Below are 19,337 nucleotides of genomic sequence, written 5' to 3' on the forward strand. Positions count from 1 at the left end.
GAAACTGCGTCCCAGTTTGAACACTGATTCCGGGATGCGCTTTCCGGCGTAGTCCCTACCCCGCCAGATACGCTTCCAGCGCGGGCAAGGTCGTCTCCGCATCACGACGGCCGATCTGGTAGATGCGCTCGAGCTCATCCGGTTCGCGACACAGCGACGGCACCTTCACCGATTCGCTCGGCCGCACCACAAAGATCTCGCCGGCAGCCTCGCGACGTGCCAGGTCATCGAGCGTGGCATTGTAGACCTCATGCCGATGCTCAAGCGCTGCAACAAACTCCGGGTAGTGACGGAACACGCGCCGCAGCATGGGCATCACGCTATTGGGCTGCTTTACAAAGCCCGCCGGCTGCGTCAGCACCACCACGTTGCGGTCATAGCCCTGCGCAAACAGCCAGGCGCTGGGAATGGAATCGGCAACGCCGCCGTCCAGATACTTATGCCCCTCAATGGCGACAGGACGCGTTGCCACGGGAATCGCCGATGACGCCCGGATCCACTCGATATCGTGCTCATCACCGTAAGGCAGGTCATGGTAGACGGCCCGCCCCGTCTCGATATCGGTGCACACGCAGGTGAACCGCATGGGGCAGGCACGATAAGCCTTAAGGTCGATGGGATCGCGCTCGATGGGCACCTCGTGATAGGCAAACTCGGCATTGAACATGTCACCGGTTCGCAGCCAGCTCGTCACGCTCGCATAGCGCTTGTCAGCGCAATAGGCCTTGTTGTAGCGAATGGCACGGCCGATTTGGCGCGATTTAAAGTTGTAGCCAAACGCCGCGCCCGCCGAGACGCCCACCATATGGTCGCAGGTCAAACCGTGCTCCATCCAAACGTCGAGCACGCCCGCCGTATACATACCGCGGTAGCCGCCCCCCTCGAGCGCGAGCCCCACCGTGCGCGTCGTATTCGGCTGTGCCATGCGACCATCTCCGTTCCTGCGTTTTAAAACGGGACAAGTATACCCGTCAACATATATCGTCTCAGTCGCATTTTTATCGAACATCGCATCGCCGCGCTACCGCTTGTCGAATAATAGCCGCCCACAGCATGTGCACCCATATATAATTGTGCGCTGTTGTTTATACTACGCAGCAGTTATCAACAACGAACATTAGCCGGCAAAGTAACCCAACAACGCAGCAAGGCGGGGGCCTGGATACACGCAAAACGTTGAGCAACGACGCGTGTACACAACGAGCTCGCCCGACGCAATCCGCCCCGACCTCAGAAAGCCGCTTAGAACATGGATACCATCAGCAATTACACCGAAACGCTCGAAAGGACCGTTCGCGACCTTCTCGAGCGTCAGGATGATCTGATTAGGACCGCCTTTACCGACCAGCTTACCGGACTTGGCAACCGCGGCGGCTTTGCCCGTTCCCTCGAGGAGCTCTGGGAGCAGGAACTGCCCGTGACCATGGCTTTTATCGATATTGACAACCTCAAGCACTGCAACGACGTCTTTGGACATGACGAGGGCAACCGCTACATCTTGCAGGTAAGCTTTTATCTCAAGCTGTATATGAAGGTGGACGAGGCGGCGTTTCGCATCGGCGGCGACGAGTTTGCCATCCTATCTACGATTGCAACCGAGGACGACCTCGCCGAACGTCTGGAACACTGTCGAACGATCCTGCTCAAAAACAACGATTCCGAGATGCCTCACTCGTTTAGCTACGGAGTGGCACACGCCGACCCCGCCCTGGGCGAAGCCTCCAATCGTATGACACTCGATGCCGACCATCGCATGTACGACTACAAGCTACGCCATGCCATACACCTTGATCGACGCAATATCACACAAGTCCACGCCGACGACTTCGAAATAAGCGACCGCGTTTTCGATGCCTTTTCGATGCTCAACGAAGGCCGTTATTGCTTTATCGAGAACTTGGACAAGCATCGCACCCTTTGGTCACAAGGCGCCTTGCGCGATCTCGGTCTTCCTTCCGAGCATATAGACAACTGCCACGATTACTGGAAAACGCGCGTCCATCCCGATGACCTTGAGGCCTATACCAACGATATCGACCAAATCTACAACGGCTCCAAACACCGCCGCGTCATGCAGTACCGTATGCGCAATGCCGCGGGCGACTACGTCCTTTGCCGCGCTCGCGGGTTTCGTATCGACGGCGACGGAAATACCCCCTCGCTCTATGTCGGCGAGCTCGTCAACCACTCGCTTGCCGAAACCGTCGACGCCGCTACGGGCCTCGGAACGCAGCGTATGCTGATCAACGCTATCGATGCCTGCCGTCGCGACCGTTGCGAGACGGGGCTTATAGCGGTCCGCGTTCGCGGCACGGCAAAGCTCAACGAGCTCTATGGGGCCGAGGCTGTCGACAACATGCTTGCCGAATACGCAGGCCGCATGTTGTCGATCACCCGCGGCAGGAGTCGCGTCTTCCGCTCACGAAACGCCCAGTTCGTCGTACTCAGTAACGATTTGGGCCACGAGGCATTCGAGCAACTGACCCATCATCTTAAAGAAGCCGTTTTCGCTCCTGTTCGAATCGCGGACGACACCATTACCCCCGTCTGTCTTGTCGTCCCGGCCTTTTACGAGCACTTAATCAATCAAGCGACCGCTGTTTTAGGCGAACTCGACCGTCGTCTTCGCGCCGCCGGCGGGCTTGTCCCCAACGACAGCCTCCCCATACCCGAGATTGAGCGCAAAAGCGCCGTCGCCGAACGCATCGATACGCTCACGGGCCTCTATCGACCCAGTGAGTTTATGCGGCGCGCTAACGCATTTCTCGAGGCAAGGCGCGACGGCACCTGGTGCATCGCCACCGTCGACATGGGGCACATGCGGCTGTTCAACGAATGGCACGGACAGGCCGAGGGCGACCGCATGCTCGCCGATGTGGGCACGGTTCTCAAGGACATCGAGAATGCCGACATGGGCGTCGCAGGGTACTGGGGCCAAGATGACTTTTGCGTACTCATCCCCTTTAAGCACATCACCGTCCATCAAATCTACAGCCGCGTTCGCGAGGCAGTAGCCAGGCATGATGACGGCGTAGGTTTCTGGCCGTCCATGGGCGTTTACCCCATCGACTCCAATGAGGAAATCACCATCGATGCGCAGGCAAAGGCCATGTTTACCAATCGGCGCGCGAAAACCGACTTTAAGGATCGCATCGCCGTCTTTCGCCCCGAGGAATACAAGCGCGAGGTGGCGTTTCACCGCACCCTCACCGAGTTCCAGTATGCACTCTCAAACGACCGCATCACCTACTACCTGCAGCCCCAGGTTGATATGGAAACCGGCGAGATCATTGGCGCCGAGGCGCTCACGCGCTGGATTGACAAAGATGGATCATTGATTCCACCTGCGTCCTTTATCCCCGCACTCGAGGAAAGCGGCTTTGTGGTGACGCTCGACAAGTACATTTGGCAGGGTGTCGCCTCGTGGCTGCGCGGGCGCATCGATCGAGGACTTCGCGTGGTTCCAGTCTCGCTTAATGTGTCGCGCGTGGATATCCTTGCCTGCGACGTTGCCGAACATATGGGGGCGCTCGCCGCCCAATACAACCTACCGCCCGAGCTCATGCGTATCGAGATCACCGAGACGGCTTATACGGGGGAGTCCGAGGCCGTGGACAAACTGACAGCCGACCTGCACACCCGCGGCTTCTCGACCTATATGGACGATTTTGGCACCGGCCAGTCCACGCTCGCGATGCTCAAGAACGTCAACGTCGACGTCATCAAGCTCGACCGCACCTTTGTGCCCACCGACCGCGATCAAGGCCGCAGCGCGCAGATCGTGTCATCGATGCTCGAGATGGCGCAGTCGCTCCATCTGCCCGTTGTGGTCGAAGGCGTCGAGACAAATGAGCAGGCGAACATGCTACGACAGATGGGCGCCCGCTACGCTCAGGGCTTCCTCTACTACCGCCCCATGCCGGCGAAGGATTTTGAGGCATTGTTCGATGGTGGCAAAAACAACTGATACGCTCGCGCGCAAAACACCACCGTCTAGGGGAGCATTTGTCCCCATTGGCTAACTCATATCCCCAATTCAAACCGAATTGGGGATATGATACGGAGCATCCTGTCACCCAAGGAGGTTATCCATCATGAACGAGTCGTATCGCCTGGGCGAGCAATCAATCATTGCCCATCTTCAGCGACTCGCGAACGGGGCCTCAACCGCCGAGCTCGATGTCGCGGCGCTGCCCACGGAGTTGCGCGCCGTCGGCGAGCAACTGCAGAAAACGCTCGCCGTCTTGCAACAAGAACGCCAGCTGCTTGAGCGCAGCGCCTATATCGATTCGCTCACCAATCTTGGCAACCGTGGTGGACTCGACCACCATGTCGATCAGCTCTGGCTCAAAGGCACTCCCTTCACCTGCGCCTATATTGACATCGATCACCTTAAGCACTGCAACGATAAGTTTGGCCACGCCGAAGGCAACCGCTACATTCTGGGCATCTGCCGCGCGCTCACCGAGGCAATGGAGCACGATGAAATGCTGTTCCGTATCGGTGGAGACGAATTTGTACTCGTGTCCCCCACGACAGGCGAAGCCGAGCTCGAGCAGCGCTTGGAGCGGACACGCACCGATCTTGTCGAGGCAACATCGGACGGCAAGGCGCCCATGATCGCCAGTTTTAGTTTTGGTTGCTCGCATGTCGACCCGCTTGCAGGCGATACGCGTCGCCAGATGACGATGGATGCCGATCGCAAAATGTATCGCTACAAGCTCATGCACCGCGTGCAGCAACCGAAAGAAGACAACGCGCCGATGCGGCCGATCGCCGATCAACTTCCCTGCAACGACCGCGTGTTCCAGGCGATCTCCATGAGCTCCGAGACACGCTATCCGTTTATCCTCAACCTCGATACCGGCGAATCGCAATGGTCGGTTAATGCCGTACGCGATTTTGGCCTGCCCTCCCAGCACCCTTACAACTCGCTCGACATGTGGCTTGCCCGCGTTCACCCCGAAGATCGCGATAACGTACACGCCGAGCTCGATATGGTGATAAACGGCACGTGGCACTTCCACTACATGCAGTATCGCGTGATGGATGCTACCGGAGCGTACGTGCTTTGCGACTGCACGGGCTACCGTTTGGACGGCACCGATACCGAGCCCAACATGTACGTGGGCATTATCATCAACCGAAGCCTAGCAGATACGACCGACTCGGTAACGGGCCTGGGCGATGTCCACGCCCTGGTCAACGCCATTGGAGAGATGCGCCGCGTGCCGCGCGAGGCAGGCTTTATTGCCATTAAGGTCGACGATATCGCCGAGGTCAATGCCCGCTTTGGATTCGATGCAGGCGACCGCGTGCTCGCCGAAAGCGCCGCCTGCCTCATGGATTGTTCGCGCGGCAAGGGTCGTCTGTTCCGTTCGACGGGACCGATGTTCGTGGCGCTTTTCGACGAATTCGATCCCGAAGAGACCGACGCGATCGCAGACGAAATTGAACGGTTCCTGGGTTCTCCCGTGCTCATCGGCTCGCTTGAATATCAGCCGCCCATTCGTGTGGCCACGCTCCATCTGGACGCTGTCGATCGACAGCCCGTTTCCATTTTGAACGAGCTCAAAGCGCTACTCGAAGAAGCGCCGCAGGTACCGGGCACCAAACTGGACTAGCGTCGTGGGGAGCGATGTGAAACACAAGCCGTTTCGCATCGCGCCCCACGCCATCTGCTCTCTCGTGCGATAATCCTCCGCAGAAGTCACCGACAGCAGAGGGAGTTTGTGATGAAGGTTCTTTTGGTCAATGGCAGCCCCAAGGCAAACGGCAACACCGCCCGCGCACTCGCCGAGGTCGCCGAGCAGCTCAATGCCGAAGGCATTGATACCGAGGTGTTTCAGCTGGGCGCCAAGCCCATTCGCGATTGCATCGGTTGCGGCCAGTGCGGCAAACTTGGCGGTCGCTGCACCTTTGACGATGACGTGGTGAACGAGCTCATCGCTGCCGCCGAGCAAGCAGATGGTTTTGTCTTTGGCTCACCCGTCTACTATGCGCACCCCAGCGGACGCATCCTTTCGGCCCTCGATCGCGCCTTCTATGCAGGCGGGCATGCCTTTGAGCACAAACCCGGCGCCGCGGTCGCCGTCGCCCGTCGCGGCGGCACGTCAACCACGTTCGATGTGCTCAACAAGTACTTCACCATTAAGCAAATGCCCGTAGTTGCTTCCACCTACTGGAACAACGTGTTTGGCCGCGTGCCCGGCGACGCCGATGGGGACGCCGAAGGCCTTGCCACCATGCGAAATATCGGCAAAAACATGGCGTGGCTCCTGCGCTGCATCGAGGCAGGACAGGCCGCCGGCATCAACGCACCCGAGGCAGATCACGCAACGACCAACTTCATTCGATAGAGCGGCGGAACCATGAATATTCAAATCTTCGGGACTAAGAAGTCGTTCGACACCAAAAAGGCCCAACGCTATTTTAAGGAGCGCCGCATTAAGGTGCAGTTTATTGACCTTAAGGAAAAGGAGATGAGCAAGGGCGAGCTCACGAGCGTGATGCAGGCGGTCGGCGGCATCGACAAGCTACTCAACCCCAAGGCCAAGGACGAGGAGACGCTCGCGCTCATCCAGCACCTCACCCCCAGCCAGCGCTTTGACAAGCTGCTCGAGAACCAGCAGGTTCTCGCCGAACCCATCGTGCGCAACGGCAAAAAGGCCACCGTCGGTTATTGCCCCGATGTATGGGGAGCCTGGGAGTAGCTTGTGTTATTTGCCGGCTCGTGGGTATAAGAGCAGGCGTTTGGCATAAGATTCAACTGTAAGCCATGTCTAACAAAGGAGGGCACATGCCCAACAAACCCGTGAAGATCATCATGCTTACCGGATACCTCGGTGCCGGCAAGACCACGCTGCTCAACCACATCCTCGCTAACGACGGCGGCATCCGCGCCGCCGTGATCGTCAACGATATCGGCGAGATCAACGTCGACGCCAGCCTTATCGCCGACGGCGGCCTTTCCGAGACCGATGACCTCATCCCGCTCACCAACGGCTGCATCTGCTGCACGCTTTCGGATGACCTGGCCAACCAGCTGCAGGGCATCGCCGATTCGGGCAACTTCGACTACATCATCATCGAGGCATCGGGCATTTGCGAGCCTATCCCCATCGCCTACACCATCTCGAGCTTCTGCGACGAGGCCAAGGTGGGCGGCGAGCCCAAGCTCGCGCTCGACAACATCGTGGCCGTGGTCGACTGCGCCCGCATGTACGACGAGTTCAACGGCGGTCGCGACCTGCTGGCCGAGGATATCGACGAGGACGACATCGAAAGCCTGCTCATCCAGCAGATCGAATTCTGCTCCACGCTGATCCTCAACAAGACCGATACCGTGACGCCCGAGCAGATCGCCGAGCTCAAGGCCATCGTGCGCAGCCTGCAGAAGGACGCCGTGATTGTCGAGGCCCAAAACGGCGAGGTCCCCATGGAGGAGCTGCTCGACACCGACCGCTTCGACTTTATGCGCGCCTACAACTCCGCCGCCTGGATCGAGACCATGGAGCATCCCGAGGAGCACGACGACCCCGAGGTGCTCGAGTACGACATCGAGACCTTTGTGTACTCGCGCCGCAAGCCGTTTGACCTGCAGAAGTTCACCAATTTTGTTGAGCAGGAGTGGCCCGACGAGGTCATCCGCGTCAAGGGTCCGCTGTGGCAGACCGGCGATCCGGACATGTGCTACATGTTTGAGCAGGCCGGCCACCAGATGCGCCTGATGGAGAACGGCCTGTTTGTCGACTCGGCGCCCGAGGGCGAGAAGCAGAAGATCATCGACGAGAACCCCGAGATCATGCAGATTTGGGACGACGAGACGGGCGACCGCATGACGAGCCTGTGCATCATCGGCCGTCACATGGACAAGGACGCGCTCATCGCCTCCCTCGATGCCTGCCTGACCGACTGGCACCGCGCCTAGGTTTATCCAAGCGGACATTTTTCCGCTACGTAACCGCCAAACCACCACGAAGGTGCCTGTCCCCTTCGTGGTGGTTTTTCGTTCTGAGCCAAGGAGATTCATGTTCAACATTGTGCTGTATGCGCCCGAGATTCCGGCCAATACGGGCAATATCGGCCGCACCTGCGTGGTTACCGGCGCCCGCCTGCATCTAGTGGAGCCGCTGGGGTTTTCGCTCGACGACAAGACGGTGCGTCGCGCCGGCCTGGGCTACTGGCAAAACTCGGACGTGACCACCTATGCCGGCTGGGAGGATTTCCTTACGCGCAATGGTCTCTCCCCTGCCGACGAACACCTGCACTTGCTGACCAAAAAGGCACGCCGCACCTATGCGCAGAGCACCTACCGCGACGGCGACTACTTGGTCTTTGGCAGCGAGAGCTCGGGCATTCCCGAGCCACTGCTTGCCGCGGCGCCCGAGCGTTGCGAGCGCATCCCGATGCTGCGCGATTGCGACTCACTCGATAACGCCGAGGCTTGGGAAGCTCACGAGGAATCGCTGGGGCATACCGAGGACAGCCACGAGGCCATCCTGCAGCAGGACATCTGCGGTAACTTCGTCAATCCCGACGACTACCGCATCAGCGCACTCAACCTCTCCAACAGCGCCGCCATCGTCCTCTACGAGGCCCTACGCCAGACAGGCTTTGCGGGAATGTGACAAAGGGACAGTCCCTTTGTCACATTCAAGCGCCACGCCGATGGCACACATGCCTAATTGATGCTCTAGATAAAGAGCCCTCACTTTTAATCAGAATTAACTAAAGTAAAATGAAGTTAAACGGCGGTGTGAAAGGAGAGCCTTGTGGAATATCTCGAGAACCCGTTTACCCCCAGTTTTGGCGAGGTTCCTGCCCATCTCGCTGGCAGACAACAGATTATTCGGGATCTGGACCGTGCCTTCTTGAGCCAGCGCAGGCGCCCAGAATTGACCTCGATCTTCTCAGGCGCGCGTGGAACCGGTAAAACCGCTCTCATGTCGTCGCTTGCGACGAGGGCCGAATCCCATGGCTGGGTTGCCGTAAAGACAACCGCGCTTCCAGGAATGCTTGAGGAAATCGAGCTCGGGGCGAAACGTGCTGCCGGCCATCTTATCGACCCGTCTAAGAACTTCGAAGTCACCGGCCTCGGAATTGCACCGCTCGGCAGCATCGAGGTCAATCGCGTTCACGATGCCTCAACCTGGCGTTATCGCATGAGCGACATCATCGACCAGCTCAACGAGGCAGGCACCGGTCTGCTCGTCACGGTTGACGAGGTGGACCCGACACTCGACGAAATGATTCAGCTCGCAGCGACGTATCAGCACTTTGTGACCGATGGAAAACGCGTCTCGCTGCTCATGGCGGGACTTCCCAACAACGTCTCGACGTTGCTGAACCACAAGACGGTCTCGTTCCTTCGCCGCGCCCAACAATATCATCTGGGTCGCATTGCCGACTATGACGTACGCGAGGCCTTGATTCGCACAATCCAGGAAAACGATCGCCTGGCAGATGCTGAGGGAATCGATAGAGCCGTTCGCTCGATCTCTGGTTTTCCCTTCCTATTGCAACTCGTAGGCTACCGTGCCTGGGATCTCACAAGCGATTCGAAGGAAATCTCGTCACGCGACTTTGACCTGGGAATCAAAATCGCGCGCGACGAGATGGACGACCGAATCCTCGCGGCAACCTATCGGGAACTCACTGCAGAGGACAAGCGATTCCTCATCGCCATGCTCGATGACGAAGAAGAATCCACCACCGCTGACCTTGTCGAGCGCCTTAAGCGTTCGCCGCAGCAGGTCTCCCGCTACCGACGCCGCATGATAGATGCCGGCATCATCGGGGAACGAGGACGAGGGCTCGTCGCATTTGAATTGCCATTCTTCCGCGACTATCTCGCGGCTCAATGCGTGAAATAAAAGTCAATGTGACAAAAAGGCGGTCCCTTTGTCACATTGCCTATAGGTAGCGACCGGTAATGCTCTTGGAGCAGACCGCAATGTCGCCCGGCGTGCCGGCGCAGACGATTTGCCCGCCCGCATCGCCACCGCCTGGGCCCATGTCGATCACGTAATCGGCGTTGCGGATAAGGTCGAGATCGTGTTCAATCACGATAACCGTGGCGCCTTTGGCAACGAGGCCGTCAAACACACCCAGCAACACCTGAACATCGAGCGGATGTAGGCCGATCGTAGGCTCGTCAAATACGAATACGGCATCATCCTGCACGCGGCCCATCTCGCTCGCGAGCTTAAGGCGCTGTGCCTCACCGCCCGAAAGCGCCGGTGTGGGCTCGCCAAGCGTGAGATAACCCAGGCCCAGGTCGTGCAAGGTCTGCAAGCGCGTCTGAACCTTCTTGAGTCCCAGTGTGGCGTCGATGGCCTCGTCCACACTCATGTCCATGAGCTGCGGCAACGTAAGCAGACTCCCGTCCTTGCCCTCGCGATGGATACGCGAAGCCGCGTCTGCATAACGCGAACCGCGACATGCCGGGCAGACGATCTCGACATCGGGCAAAAACTGCACGTCGAGCGATATCGATCCCGTGCCATCGCACGTAGGGCAGCGCAAGGCGCCAGTATTGTAGCTAAAGGCACCCGCCTTGTAGCCGGCTGCCTTGGCCTCGGGCGTACGGGCGAAGGCGCGGCGCAGCTCATCATGGATGTCGGCATAGGTTGCCACCGTCGAGCGAACATTGGCGCCGATGGGCGTGGCGTCAATCAGGTTGGCACGCGCAATGCCCTCGGCATCGACCCAACGCACGTGCCCCGGCAGGCGCTCGCCAGCTGCCTGCGCCTTGAGTGCCGGGATGAGCGTCTCAAGCACCAACGTCGTCTTACCCGAACCCGAAACACCCGTCACCGCGACCAAGCGGCCGCGCGGGATATCGACTTCGAGCGGCTTGACGGTATGGATGGCATCGGTCGCCATGCGGATATGGCCCTGGTCGAACATTTCGTCGTCAGTCACCTGCGGACGCAAGCGCTTGGGCTCGACGCGCAAAAACGGCGCGATACGGCTGCCCTGCGATTGTTCGACCTCGTCCACCGTACCAGCGGCAATCACATTACCGCCGCCCGCTCCGGCAACGGGGCCCATCTCGACCAGATAATCAGCCTCCGCCAGCACGCGCGTATCGTGGTCGACAACGACCACGGTGTTGCCGTCGCCCACCAGATCGCGCATCACGCCTACCAAACCGTCGACATTGGCAGGATGCAAGCCGATTGAGGGCTCGTCCAGCACATAGAGCACGCCTGTCGATCGGTTGCGCACCACGCGGGCAAGCTGCACGCGCTGGCGCTCACCCGTGGAGAGCGTGGCGCCGGCGCGGTCGAGTGAAAGGTAATCGAGACCCAGGTCGACCAGACGACGGGCCGTGCTCAAAAATGAATCGCAGATATCCGCTACCATGGGCTGCATCTCGGCCGGCAAGGACATAGGCACCCCACGCACCCACTCAATCGCCTCGCCCAGCGTCATAGCCGCCGCCTGTGCCAGATTGATATCGCGCACCTGGGGCTGGCGCGCAGCCTCGGAAAGACGCGTGCCACCACAGTCACGGCATGGCCCCTCGCGCAAAAAGCGTGCAACGCGTTTGAGGCCCTTATCGTCCTTGACCTTGGCGAGCGCATTCTCAACGGTATAGACGGCGTTGTAATAGGTAAAGTCGAGCGGCGTGGCACCCTCGCCGTTTTTGGGAACGTAGAGAATATGCTTCTTAACCGCCGGACCGTGGAACACGATGTCGCGCTCTTGAGGTGTGAGCTGGTTAAACGGCACATCGGTACGCACGCCCATCTCGCCGGCCACCTGCTTCATCAGGTCCCACATGAGCGTGCCCCAGGGAAGCACCGCGCCTTCGTTGATGGTCTTTGACTCGTCGGGCACCAGGCTCGCCTCGTCCACCTCGCGCATGACACCGGTGCCGCCGCAGGTGGGACACGCACCGCCGCTGTTAAAGGCAAGGTCCTCGGCACTCGGCGCGTAGAACTCGCGGCCGCATGCGGGGCACGTGAGCGACAGGCCCGCAGCCACGTTAAGGCTCGGCTCCACACGCGCCTCGCAATGTGGGCACACGTGATGGGCGCAACGGCTAAAGAGCAGGCGCAAGCTGTTGTTGAGCTCGGTCATGGTGCCAAAGGTCGAGCGTACGCCTGGCACACTGGGACGCTGATGCAACGCGAGCGCCGCCGGCACGTGCAGCACCTCGTCCACCTGGGCGTGTTCGGCCTGCGTCAGGCGACGTCGAGTATAGGTGCTGAGTGCTTCCAAGTAGCGACGCGAGCCCTCGGCATAAAGAACCCCCAGCGCCAGCGAACTCTTGCCCGAACCCGACACGCCGGCAATGCCCACGAGCCTTCCCAGCGGAATATCGATATCGATGTCCTTGAGGTTATGGACGCGCGCACCGCGCACCTCGATAGCCTGCGGGCCCATCTTCTGTTCCGTCACCTTTATCACCCTACTCATGCCATAAAACTCGATCGCGAATGTACGCGCCCAGCATGGGCACGGTAAACCGGACGAGGCCGTATCCGGCAGCCTCGATGATGCGCTCGCGAATCAGGCTTGCGCGATATTTACTCGCCCAGCTCTGGGTACGCTCGCAACGCTCAATGATGTCCGCCATGCGCGTCGGCTTGCCCCCGTCAGCCGCCATGGCCTCGATAAATAGGCGCTGCGGACTGCGCAACCCGTAATACAAGGGAGCGTCAACTGCTTCATAGAACTCGGAGACGGCATCCGCATGGCCATCCTCGACATCGCACCTTTCAATGACCTGCGAGTTACGTCGGACAGCAGAGCGCCACATGTAATAGCCCACCAGCTGGACCATATAGGGATGCCCCATGCTCCTGCGCGCCGCAAGGTCCGCCGTCTCCGCATCAATGTAAAGACCAGCGTCTTTGACCGTCTGGACATATGAATCGCGCACCTTGGGCAAAGAGATCGCCCCCAGCGTACGCTGCTGGGCACGGCGCAAAAACGTCACGCTCGGCTCTTCGAGCAAGTCATCAACCATACTGGGCAATCCAGCGAACACCAGCGCAAGACCGCGCTGGTCGCTATCGGGCAATCCCGTAGCATCCTGATCTCCGAGCACCTGCTGATAGAGAACGGCAAGAGCCGCCAGCTCCTCGATAGACGCAGACTGCGCCTCGTCAATCGCAAACAGTATGCCCTTGCCTGGACCGAGCTTCTTGAGGCGCTCGTTGACCAGCCCTCGTAACGTCTCGCCCTTTGCTCGCGCCGCCTCGACCGACATCCGGCCAAACGACGGCCCGAACCCCAACGACGTCACAACGGGTTTATTCGAGCGAAGCGCGTCGACTAAGCGGTCGCATAAGCCAAGCGAAGCGGAATCGGAGATAACCGCCCATCCGCACTCATTGGCTAGACGTTGCAGCTCCCGCAGGAGAACCGTTTTGCCGCAGCCACGGTTTCCCGTAATGAGCATGAGCCTACCCGGCGCTCCGGCGCCGTTGTCGAGTCCTTCCTCAAAATCTTCGATGACCGACTCGCGGCCGATGAGTATCGGAGGCCGCTTGCCGGCAGTGGGCTTAAAGGGATTTGGATTCATGTCGGACTCCTCGGATTGGCAAACCCTGCCTATAGTTATACCAACTTATACCGAGTTATACCAACAGCAGGTGACAAAGGTGCCGCCCTTCTATCACCTATGGCCGAAAAACTCGGCGTCCGCCGCTCGCCAGGGGCGGAAGGTGGCGGGATCGACCTTTACGTGAGCTGCGGCGGGCACGTCGTACCATTTGACCGTGTAGCCGGCGCCGTGAGAGCAAAAGACCGAGTCGGGCGTGTTGGGCAGATCGGCCTCGGGCTCATAGGCGGCCGCCTCGATGACGCGCTCGGCATCATGGCAAGCCGCATAGCCGGCGAACTCTAGGTACAGATGTCCGCGACCACTCGTGTAGGCAGCCACCTCCAGCGCGTAATCCTGCACCTCAGATGCCGGCACGCAACCCACAAGCTTCGCCCGGTCTCCCGCCATCGTCGGCGGCTCGTACTCGGCACCCATGCGCGTGGCATCCGAGAGCGCCCGACCCACGCACTCCCCCGGCACCTCGAGCTCAAAGCGATACCACGGCTCCAACAGCACCGCCGCGCCGGCGTCGCGCGCCTGCATGAGCCCCTGGCGAATCGCGCGGTACGTGGCCTGGCGAAAATCGCCGCCCTCGGTGTGTTTGGCATGCGCGCGGCCACCTGTGAGCGTAATGCGCACATCGGTGATGGGCGAGCCGGTCAGCACGCCCAGGTGATCGCGCTCCATGGCGTTGGTGAGTGCCAAACGCTGCCAGTTAAGATCGAGCTCGTCGGTCGAGGTCACGGTGCCAAACTGTACGCCCAAACCCGCTGCCAACGGCTCCAGGCACAGATGCACCTCGGCATAGTGGCGCAGTGGCTCAAAGTGGCCCACGCCCTCGACCGGCTGCGAAATAGTCTCCTTATAGAGAATGCCGCCGGGCTCAAACTCGACCGCAAGGCCAAAACGATCGGCAAGCACGCGCTGCACGACTTCGAGCTGCACCGCTCCCATGAGCTGCAGATGTATTTGCTCGAGATGCGTATTCCAGCTTACGCCGAGCATAGGATCCTCGTCGGCCAGCTCAGTCAACGCTTTGAACACCGCATGGACATCGTGTTCGCCCGGAAGCACCGTATAGGTGAGGACCGGCGCAATGACGGGTGCATCGCACGCGGATTCCGCGCCCAAGGCGTCCCCTGGGCGAACGTGCGCAAGGCCCGTCACGGCACAAATGCCGCCAGCAGCAACTTCTTGGACAAGCTCATACTTTTCGCCGTTATAGATGCGCACCTGATCGACCTTCTGCTCCCATGCCTCGGCGCCGGAACGTCCGTTAATCAGCTGTTTGGCATGCAGCGTGCCGCCGGTCACTTTAACCCATGCCAAGCGCTCGCCGCGATCCCCGCGGCTCACACGGTAGACGCGCGCGGCAAACTCCGGGTGCCATGCCCTTTCACGCATCAGCGCGCACATGCCATCCAGCAGCTCGTCCACGCCTTGGTCCTTGAGCGCCGAGCCGGCAAAGCAGGGAAAAAGCTTGCGCTCGACTACCATGCGCGACAGCGTCGCGGAGGAAAGCTCACCCGCCTCAAGAAACTCCTCGAGCGCCGCCTCGTCCAACGCAGCAGCGTCCTCCTGAACGGCGCCGCCCGTCAGCAGTTCGTTGGCATCCAGGCAGCCCTCGGAAAGACGTTGCCCAAGCTGCGCCAGCAAAACATCGCGGCCGGGATTCTCCAAATCAATTTTGTTGATAAAGATGAACGTCGGGATGTCATAGCGCGCAAGCAGGCGCCACAGGGTTTCAGTATGCCCCTGCACGCCATCGTTGGCGCCCACAACCAAAATCGCATAGTCGAGTGCGCGCAGCGTGCGCTCCGCCTCGGCAGAAAAATCGACATGCCCCGGCGCATCCACGAGCATGACGTGGGTATCGCCATGGTCGAGCACGGCCTGCGACGAGAAAATCGTGATGCCACGCTCGCGCTCGATCGCGTCAGTGTCCAGGTGCGAATCGCCATCGTCAACGCGGCCGCGCTTGCGAATACGACCCGCGTTGAACAGCATGGCCTCGGCCAGCGTGGTCTTGCCGGCATCGACATGCGCCAAGATTCCAACGACCGCTTGCTTCGACATGGCTCTCCTCTTATATACAAGCCCATCACACGCGGCAACGGGCACTCACGCTCCACACTGGATGATACAATTTACGGGCCGGCGGGCGAAGCGGGCCCTATCCCCCGACCGAGCTCATCGCCCTGCGTTGCCGCGCGGCGATTTTCGTAGGTTCGCGCCTTGCGAAAGCCGGCTTGCAAAACAGCGCAGCGAACGAAAATGGCCCCACCCGGAGCCATTTTCGTTCGCGCGAATTGTTGATACGCGCCCTCGATCTTATGCCTCGCGCAGCCAATCAAACGCGACGCGCGGCGTACCGTCCGACACATATACGATACCGGCGCGCTTAAACCCGGCCTTGGCAATGGCTCCCTGCATGGGCAGGTTGTCCTGATGCGTGTCGATACGCAGGTGATCGGCACGCTCTTTGGCAAAGGCAAACATCGCAGCCGCGATACCGTGTACGGCGCCATCGGATGCCACGCGGTGCAGCACGGCGTACGGAGTGTCGCTGCGCCATTGACCGTCCTCAATTACGTCATAGCACTCGTCCGGGCCGGGCAAAAAGGCAAACGTCGCCACCACTCGGCCGTCGACTTCGCACACATAGCTGCCACCGGCGGCGATATCGGCAGCCAGCTGCTCGGCCGAGGGCGTGCCTACCGGCCACTGCGTGGCGTTGCCATGCGCGCGCATAAAAGCGCGGGCCGCGTCATAGATGGCCATAACGGCGGGAATGTCGGTATCGAGGGTTTTTCTGATCATCACGCGACGACCTCACGTTTATTGGTATCACTTTGATTGAGCAATGATACCAGCGTTTGGAGAGGGCGCGAAGCAGATGAGTAGCAAAAAGCGAGCCGCCTGGTCAAAAGCCAAAAGCGAGTTTTTGGGCGCTGCCACGGGCGGCGATATGAGCGACCTGTTTGCACGCGAAGACGAGCGCCGCGACGCCCTGGACGCCGAGCGCGATGAAGCCTGGCGCTACAAGTCGTGCGAACGCAAAAACCGTTACGACACGCGCGCCGAGGCCGAGGCAGTTATGGCCGACTGCGAAAACCGCGGGCGGCGCGGCCTTGCCTGCTACAAATGCGAATACTGCGGCGGATGGCATCTGACGTCGCACCCCTGGAAATAGGCCCCGCATCGGCACGGCGCTGACGGAGCGCCAGCCATCGCACGCAAGCTACGGGCGCGGCGGCACCAAAACATCGTAACGAACGGCCTTGCCCGCGAGCTGATAGCTCGGCTTTACGCCGGCGAGCAACGGGCCCTTCACCGGCCGCTTGATAACGACCTTGCGCGGATACACCGCAAGTGCTGCCTGGACCAGCGTCTCCTCGTCGGCGCACGGCTGCTCCAGATGATGCAAGAGTTGGAACTTCTTTTTCACCGCCGCGCTCTTGGTGCGCCCGGGAAACATGGGGTCCAGATATACCACGTCAGGAGCGGTGAGCTCGCCCTGCCCGATCAGCTCAGCTACATGGCGAAGGCCGGCAATGCTGTCCTCGCCCGCATGTAAGCGCATGCGCGCCACGGCAGCTGCAAGCGCCGGATCATCTGCCGCGCGATCCAAGGCATCCTTGAGGAGCGCCGCGATCACGCAATCCTGTTCATACAGATCGATGGTAAAGCCCGCGGCCGCCAGCAGCAGCGAATCCTCGCCAAAGCCCGCCGTGGCGTCAATCGCCCATGGGCGCTCGATGCCTTTTGCGCGCGCAGCCTTTACCAGCAACTCTTGCTGCAGACGGCCCTGCTTGAGCCGTGGAAGCATGCGGCCAAAATCGGCGCGCAGCTCCATCGTGCCGCCGGTGAGCGTGAGGCCCTCGGACTTCCCGATCAACTCAAGCCCCGCGGCCCGAGCAACAGAAAAGGGATCGACGACACCCATGGACACTCCTTAACAAGCAAAACGAATGCGTGAGCGCCGTTCATGACGACACCCAACCGTCCGCTATTGTCCCACATGCGACATGGTCCACAGCATCCCAATGCAAAGCACCGCCATCAATCCCGTGCACACGGCAGCGATCACAGAATCACCCATGCGCCTTCCCAACGACCGCGGCTCACGCACTTGCCCTGCTCCGTACATCATGGCTCCTCCTTGAGACCAGCCCCTTGTTACGGCCTCATCATCGCAGCGCCGCACATGAGCTGCCATCGATTTGGCTTACGTCCAGCTTTCCTTTTTGAAAGGTTGGACCGTACAGGCAAGAGACGCTTTCAGGCGCATGCATCGCCCCGTTGAACTACAATGTGCTTCACGATATGTGCCGCAACCTGGGTGCGACAGATTCTCCGCGCCCGCATCGAAAGGACCAGCTATGAGCGCCGCTCGCAAGACACTCAAAATCCTTGCCCTGATTTATTTTGTTCTGGGCATCGCCAGTCTCGTCATTGGAATCGCCGGCATCGCGACCGGCAAGCTCGATTCCACGTACGGGTCGAACGCCATGCTCGCCGCGGTCGTGCTTGTCGCCAAGGGCATTGTTGATCTTGCTGCAGGTGTTGCAGGCATCAAGGGCGCCAACAAGCCTTCGCAGGTGGATTGCGCGTTTAAGCTCGGTATCGTTGCCGCGGTCGTTACGCTCGTCCAAGCCGTGCTTACCCTTCCCGCGCTCGGCGGCAGCTCCGTCAACATCGTCGCCTTTGTCATCGTGGTCTACGATCTGTTCTTTATTCAGCAGGCGCACGCCGTTAAGGCCGAGAACAAGGACCGCCTGTAGTCACCTGTCCCCACAGTTCCCTGCAGCCGAGCAAACGTAAAGGGCCGATCGCGCATCTCCGCGGTCGGCCCTTTGCATTTGCCCAGATAAAACCTGCCAAAATAAACCTGTCCCTTTTTGGCAGGTTGTTAGCTGTGGCGGTACTTGGCGATGATGAAGTCGATATCGGTCTGGAGCGTGTCCAAGTTTGCCAGGCGCTCTTTGTCGGCAGGGCGCGTGCGATAGTAGTACGGCGTCATCTGGAACACCGCCTCGATGTCAGCCTGGGTCTGGAGCGTAATGTTCGCAGACACCCGCTGCGTTCCGACCAACTCGAGCTCGGTGGTCTTCGGCAGCTTCTCATCGTTAAGGTACGGTGTGTCGTAGAGCACCTCTTTAAGCCCAAAGAGATGACGGGCACCCGGCACCACGGTGTAGAGCGAGCCCTCTGGCGCCAGCACGCGGGCAAACTCACGCTCGTTAAAGGGAGCGAAAAGCTCGGTCACCATATCGAAGGCGCCATCGGCCACGGGGATGTCCTTCATGTTGGCCACGAAGTAGGTCGCATCGCCGCGCTTGGCGGCCAGGCGCACCATCTCTTTACCCAGGTCAAAGCCGTAAGCATCCACGCCCGAAACCGCGCCCATGGCACTGGTGTAGTAGCCCTCGCCGCAGCAAATATCGAGCAACGTCATGGGGCAGTTCGTTGACGCGGCACGTCCAGACACCCGCTCGTGCACCAGCTCGACCATCGCATCGCGCAACGGCGCGTAGTATCCACGGTTCAGAAAGTCACGACGGCTGCGCGCCTGCGACTTAGGATCACCCATGGAGTCACCGCTCTTGGACGAACGCAGCAGATATAGATAGCCCTCGCGCGCTCGGTCGAACCGGTGTCCGCCCGTGCACGCAGCACCGCGCTCGTCGTCCACCAACGGCTCATGGCAAACGGGACACAACAACATGGCAACTCCTTAGCGCGAACAACACAACGCACACCATTGTCGCACGCC

General features: G+C 60.1%; 16 protein-coding genes. 9 read left to right on the plus strand and 7 right to left on the minus strand.

Annotated elements, in window-relative coordinates; genetic code table 11:
* Positions 1-55: 55 nt before the first annotated feature.
* Positions 56-925 carry a patatin-like phospholipase family protein gene (locus ACEXKH_RS02095; RefSeq protein WP_373572901.1) on the minus strand — a complete coding sequence of 290 codons (870 nt, stop codon included), beginning with the start codon at positions 923-925 and terminating at the stop codon, positions 56-58.
* Positions 926-1,249: 324 nt separating this feature from the next.
* Between ACEXKH_RS02095 and ACEXKH_RS02100 the strand changes: the two genes are divergently transcribed.
* The 7 genes from ACEXKH_RS02100 (at position 1,250) to ACEXKH_RS02130 (ending at position 9,875) form a co-directional block, all read left to right on the plus strand.
* Entirely contained in the window at positions 1,250-3,967 is a 2,718-nt protein-coding gene (locus ACEXKH_RS02100) for a bifunctional diguanylate cyclase/phosphodiesterase (protein ID WP_373572902.1), read from the plus strand.
* Between the two features lie 127 nt (positions 3,968-4,094).
* Complete coding sequence (locus ACEXKH_RS02105; RefSeq protein WP_373572903.1) at positions 4,095-5,624, plus strand: diguanylate cyclase domain-containing protein; 1,530 nt, start codon at positions 4,095-4,097, stop codon at positions 5,622-5,624.
* A 111-nt stretch (positions 5,625-5,735) separates the two neighbouring features.
* Positions 5,736-6,359 (plus strand): flavodoxin family protein, encoded by a 624-nt coding sequence (locus ACEXKH_RS02110; RefSeq protein WP_349089300.1) that lies wholly within the window; start codon positions 5,736-5,738, stop codon positions 6,357-6,359.
* A 12-nt stretch (positions 6,360-6,371) separates the two neighbouring features.
* Positions 6,372-6,713 (plus strand): arsenate reductase family protein, encoded by a 342-nt coding sequence (locus ACEXKH_RS02115; protein WP_022093957.1) that lies wholly within the window; start codon positions 6,372-6,374, stop codon positions 6,711-6,713.
* Positions 6,714-6,799: 86 nt separating this feature from the next.
* Positions 6,800-7,930: a GTP-binding protein gene (locus tag ACEXKH_RS02120; protein WP_373572904.1), complete on the plus strand. Its 1,131-nt coding sequence runs from the start codon at positions 6,800-6,802 to the stop codon at positions 7,928-7,930.
* Between the two features lie 100 nt (positions 7,931-8,030).
* On the plus strand, positions 8,031-8,630 hold the full coding sequence (locus ACEXKH_RS02125) for a tRNA (cytidine(34)-2'-O)-methyltransferase (protein ID WP_373572905.1): 600 nt from the start codon (positions 8,031-8,033) through the stop codon (positions 8,628-8,630).
* Between the two features lie 144 nt (positions 8,631-8,774).
* Positions 8,775-9,875 carry an ATP-binding protein gene (locus ACEXKH_RS02130; RefSeq protein ID WP_373572906.1) on the plus strand — a complete coding sequence of 367 codons (1,101 nt, stop codon included), beginning with the start codon at positions 8,775-8,777 and terminating at the stop codon, positions 9,873-9,875.
* Between the two features lie 40 nt (positions 9,876-9,915).
* Here the strand turns inward: ACEXKH_RS02130 and ACEXKH_RS02135 are convergent, their stop codons facing one another.
* The 4 genes from ACEXKH_RS02135 to ACEXKH_RS02150 all read right to left on the minus strand — a co-directional run bounded on the left by ACEXKH_RS02135 (position 9,916) and on the right by ACEXKH_RS02150 (position 16,381).
* A complete protein-coding gene (locus ACEXKH_RS02135; RefSeq protein ID WP_373572907.1) occupies positions 9,916-12,411 on the minus strand; it encodes an excinuclease ABC subunit UvrA in 2,496 nt (831 codons plus the stop codon).
* Between the two features lie 10 nt (positions 12,412-12,421).
* Positions 12,422-13,540, minus strand: a complete 1,119-nt coding sequence (locus tag ACEXKH_RS02140) for an AAA family ATPase (RefSeq protein ID WP_373572908.1) — start codon at positions 13,538-13,540, stop codon at positions 12,422-12,424.
* A 93-nt stretch (positions 13,541-13,633) separates the two neighbouring features.
* Positions 13,634-15,637: a GTP-binding protein gene (locus ACEXKH_RS02145; RefSeq protein ID WP_373572909.1), complete on the minus strand. Its 2,004-nt coding sequence runs from the start codon at positions 15,635-15,637 to the stop codon at positions 13,634-13,636.
* 255 nt (positions 15,638-15,892) lie between these two features.
* Positions 15,893-16,381: a GNAT family N-acetyltransferase gene (locus tag ACEXKH_RS02150; protein ID WP_373572910.1), complete on the minus strand. Its 489-nt coding sequence runs from the start codon at positions 16,379-16,381 to the stop codon at positions 15,893-15,895.
* A 76-nt stretch (positions 16,382-16,457) separates the two neighbouring features.
* Here ACEXKH_RS02150 and ACEXKH_RS02155 point away from each other — a divergent pair, with 76 nt between their 5' ends.
* A complete protein-coding gene (locus tag ACEXKH_RS02155) occupies positions 16,458-16,754 on the plus strand; it encodes a hypothetical protein (RefSeq protein WP_373572911.1) in 297 nt (98 codons plus the stop codon).
* Between the two features lie 48 nt (positions 16,755-16,802).
* Here ACEXKH_RS02155 and ACEXKH_RS02160 read toward each other — a convergent pair whose 3' ends face one another.
* On the minus strand, positions 16,803-17,507 hold the full coding sequence (locus ACEXKH_RS02160; protein ID WP_373572912.1) for a class I SAM-dependent methyltransferase: 705 nt from the start codon (positions 17,505-17,507) through the stop codon (positions 16,803-16,805).
* Positions 17,508-17,943: 436 nt separating this feature from the next.
* On the opposite strand from ACEXKH_RS02160, the gene ACEXKH_RS02165 reads away from it, so the two are divergent.
* Positions 17,944-18,345, plus strand: a complete 402-nt coding sequence (locus ACEXKH_RS02165) for a hypothetical protein (protein WP_373572913.1) — start codon at positions 17,944-17,946, stop codon at positions 18,343-18,345.
* Positions 18,346-18,473: 128 nt separating this feature from the next.
* On the opposite strand, the gene ACEXKH_RS02170 is transcribed toward ACEXKH_RS02165, so the two are convergent.
* Entirely contained in the window at positions 18,474-19,289 is an 816-nt protein-coding gene (locus ACEXKH_RS02170; protein ID WP_373572914.1) for a putative RNA methyltransferase, read from the minus strand.
* Between the last annotated feature and the right edge of the window lie 48 nt (positions 19,290-19,337).

The organism is Collinsella aerofaciens ATCC 25986 (assembly GCF_964259375.1).
Classification (GTDB): Bacteria; Actinomycetota; Coriobacteriia; order Coriobacteriales; family Coriobacteriaceae; genus Collinsella; species Collinsella aerofaciens_BO.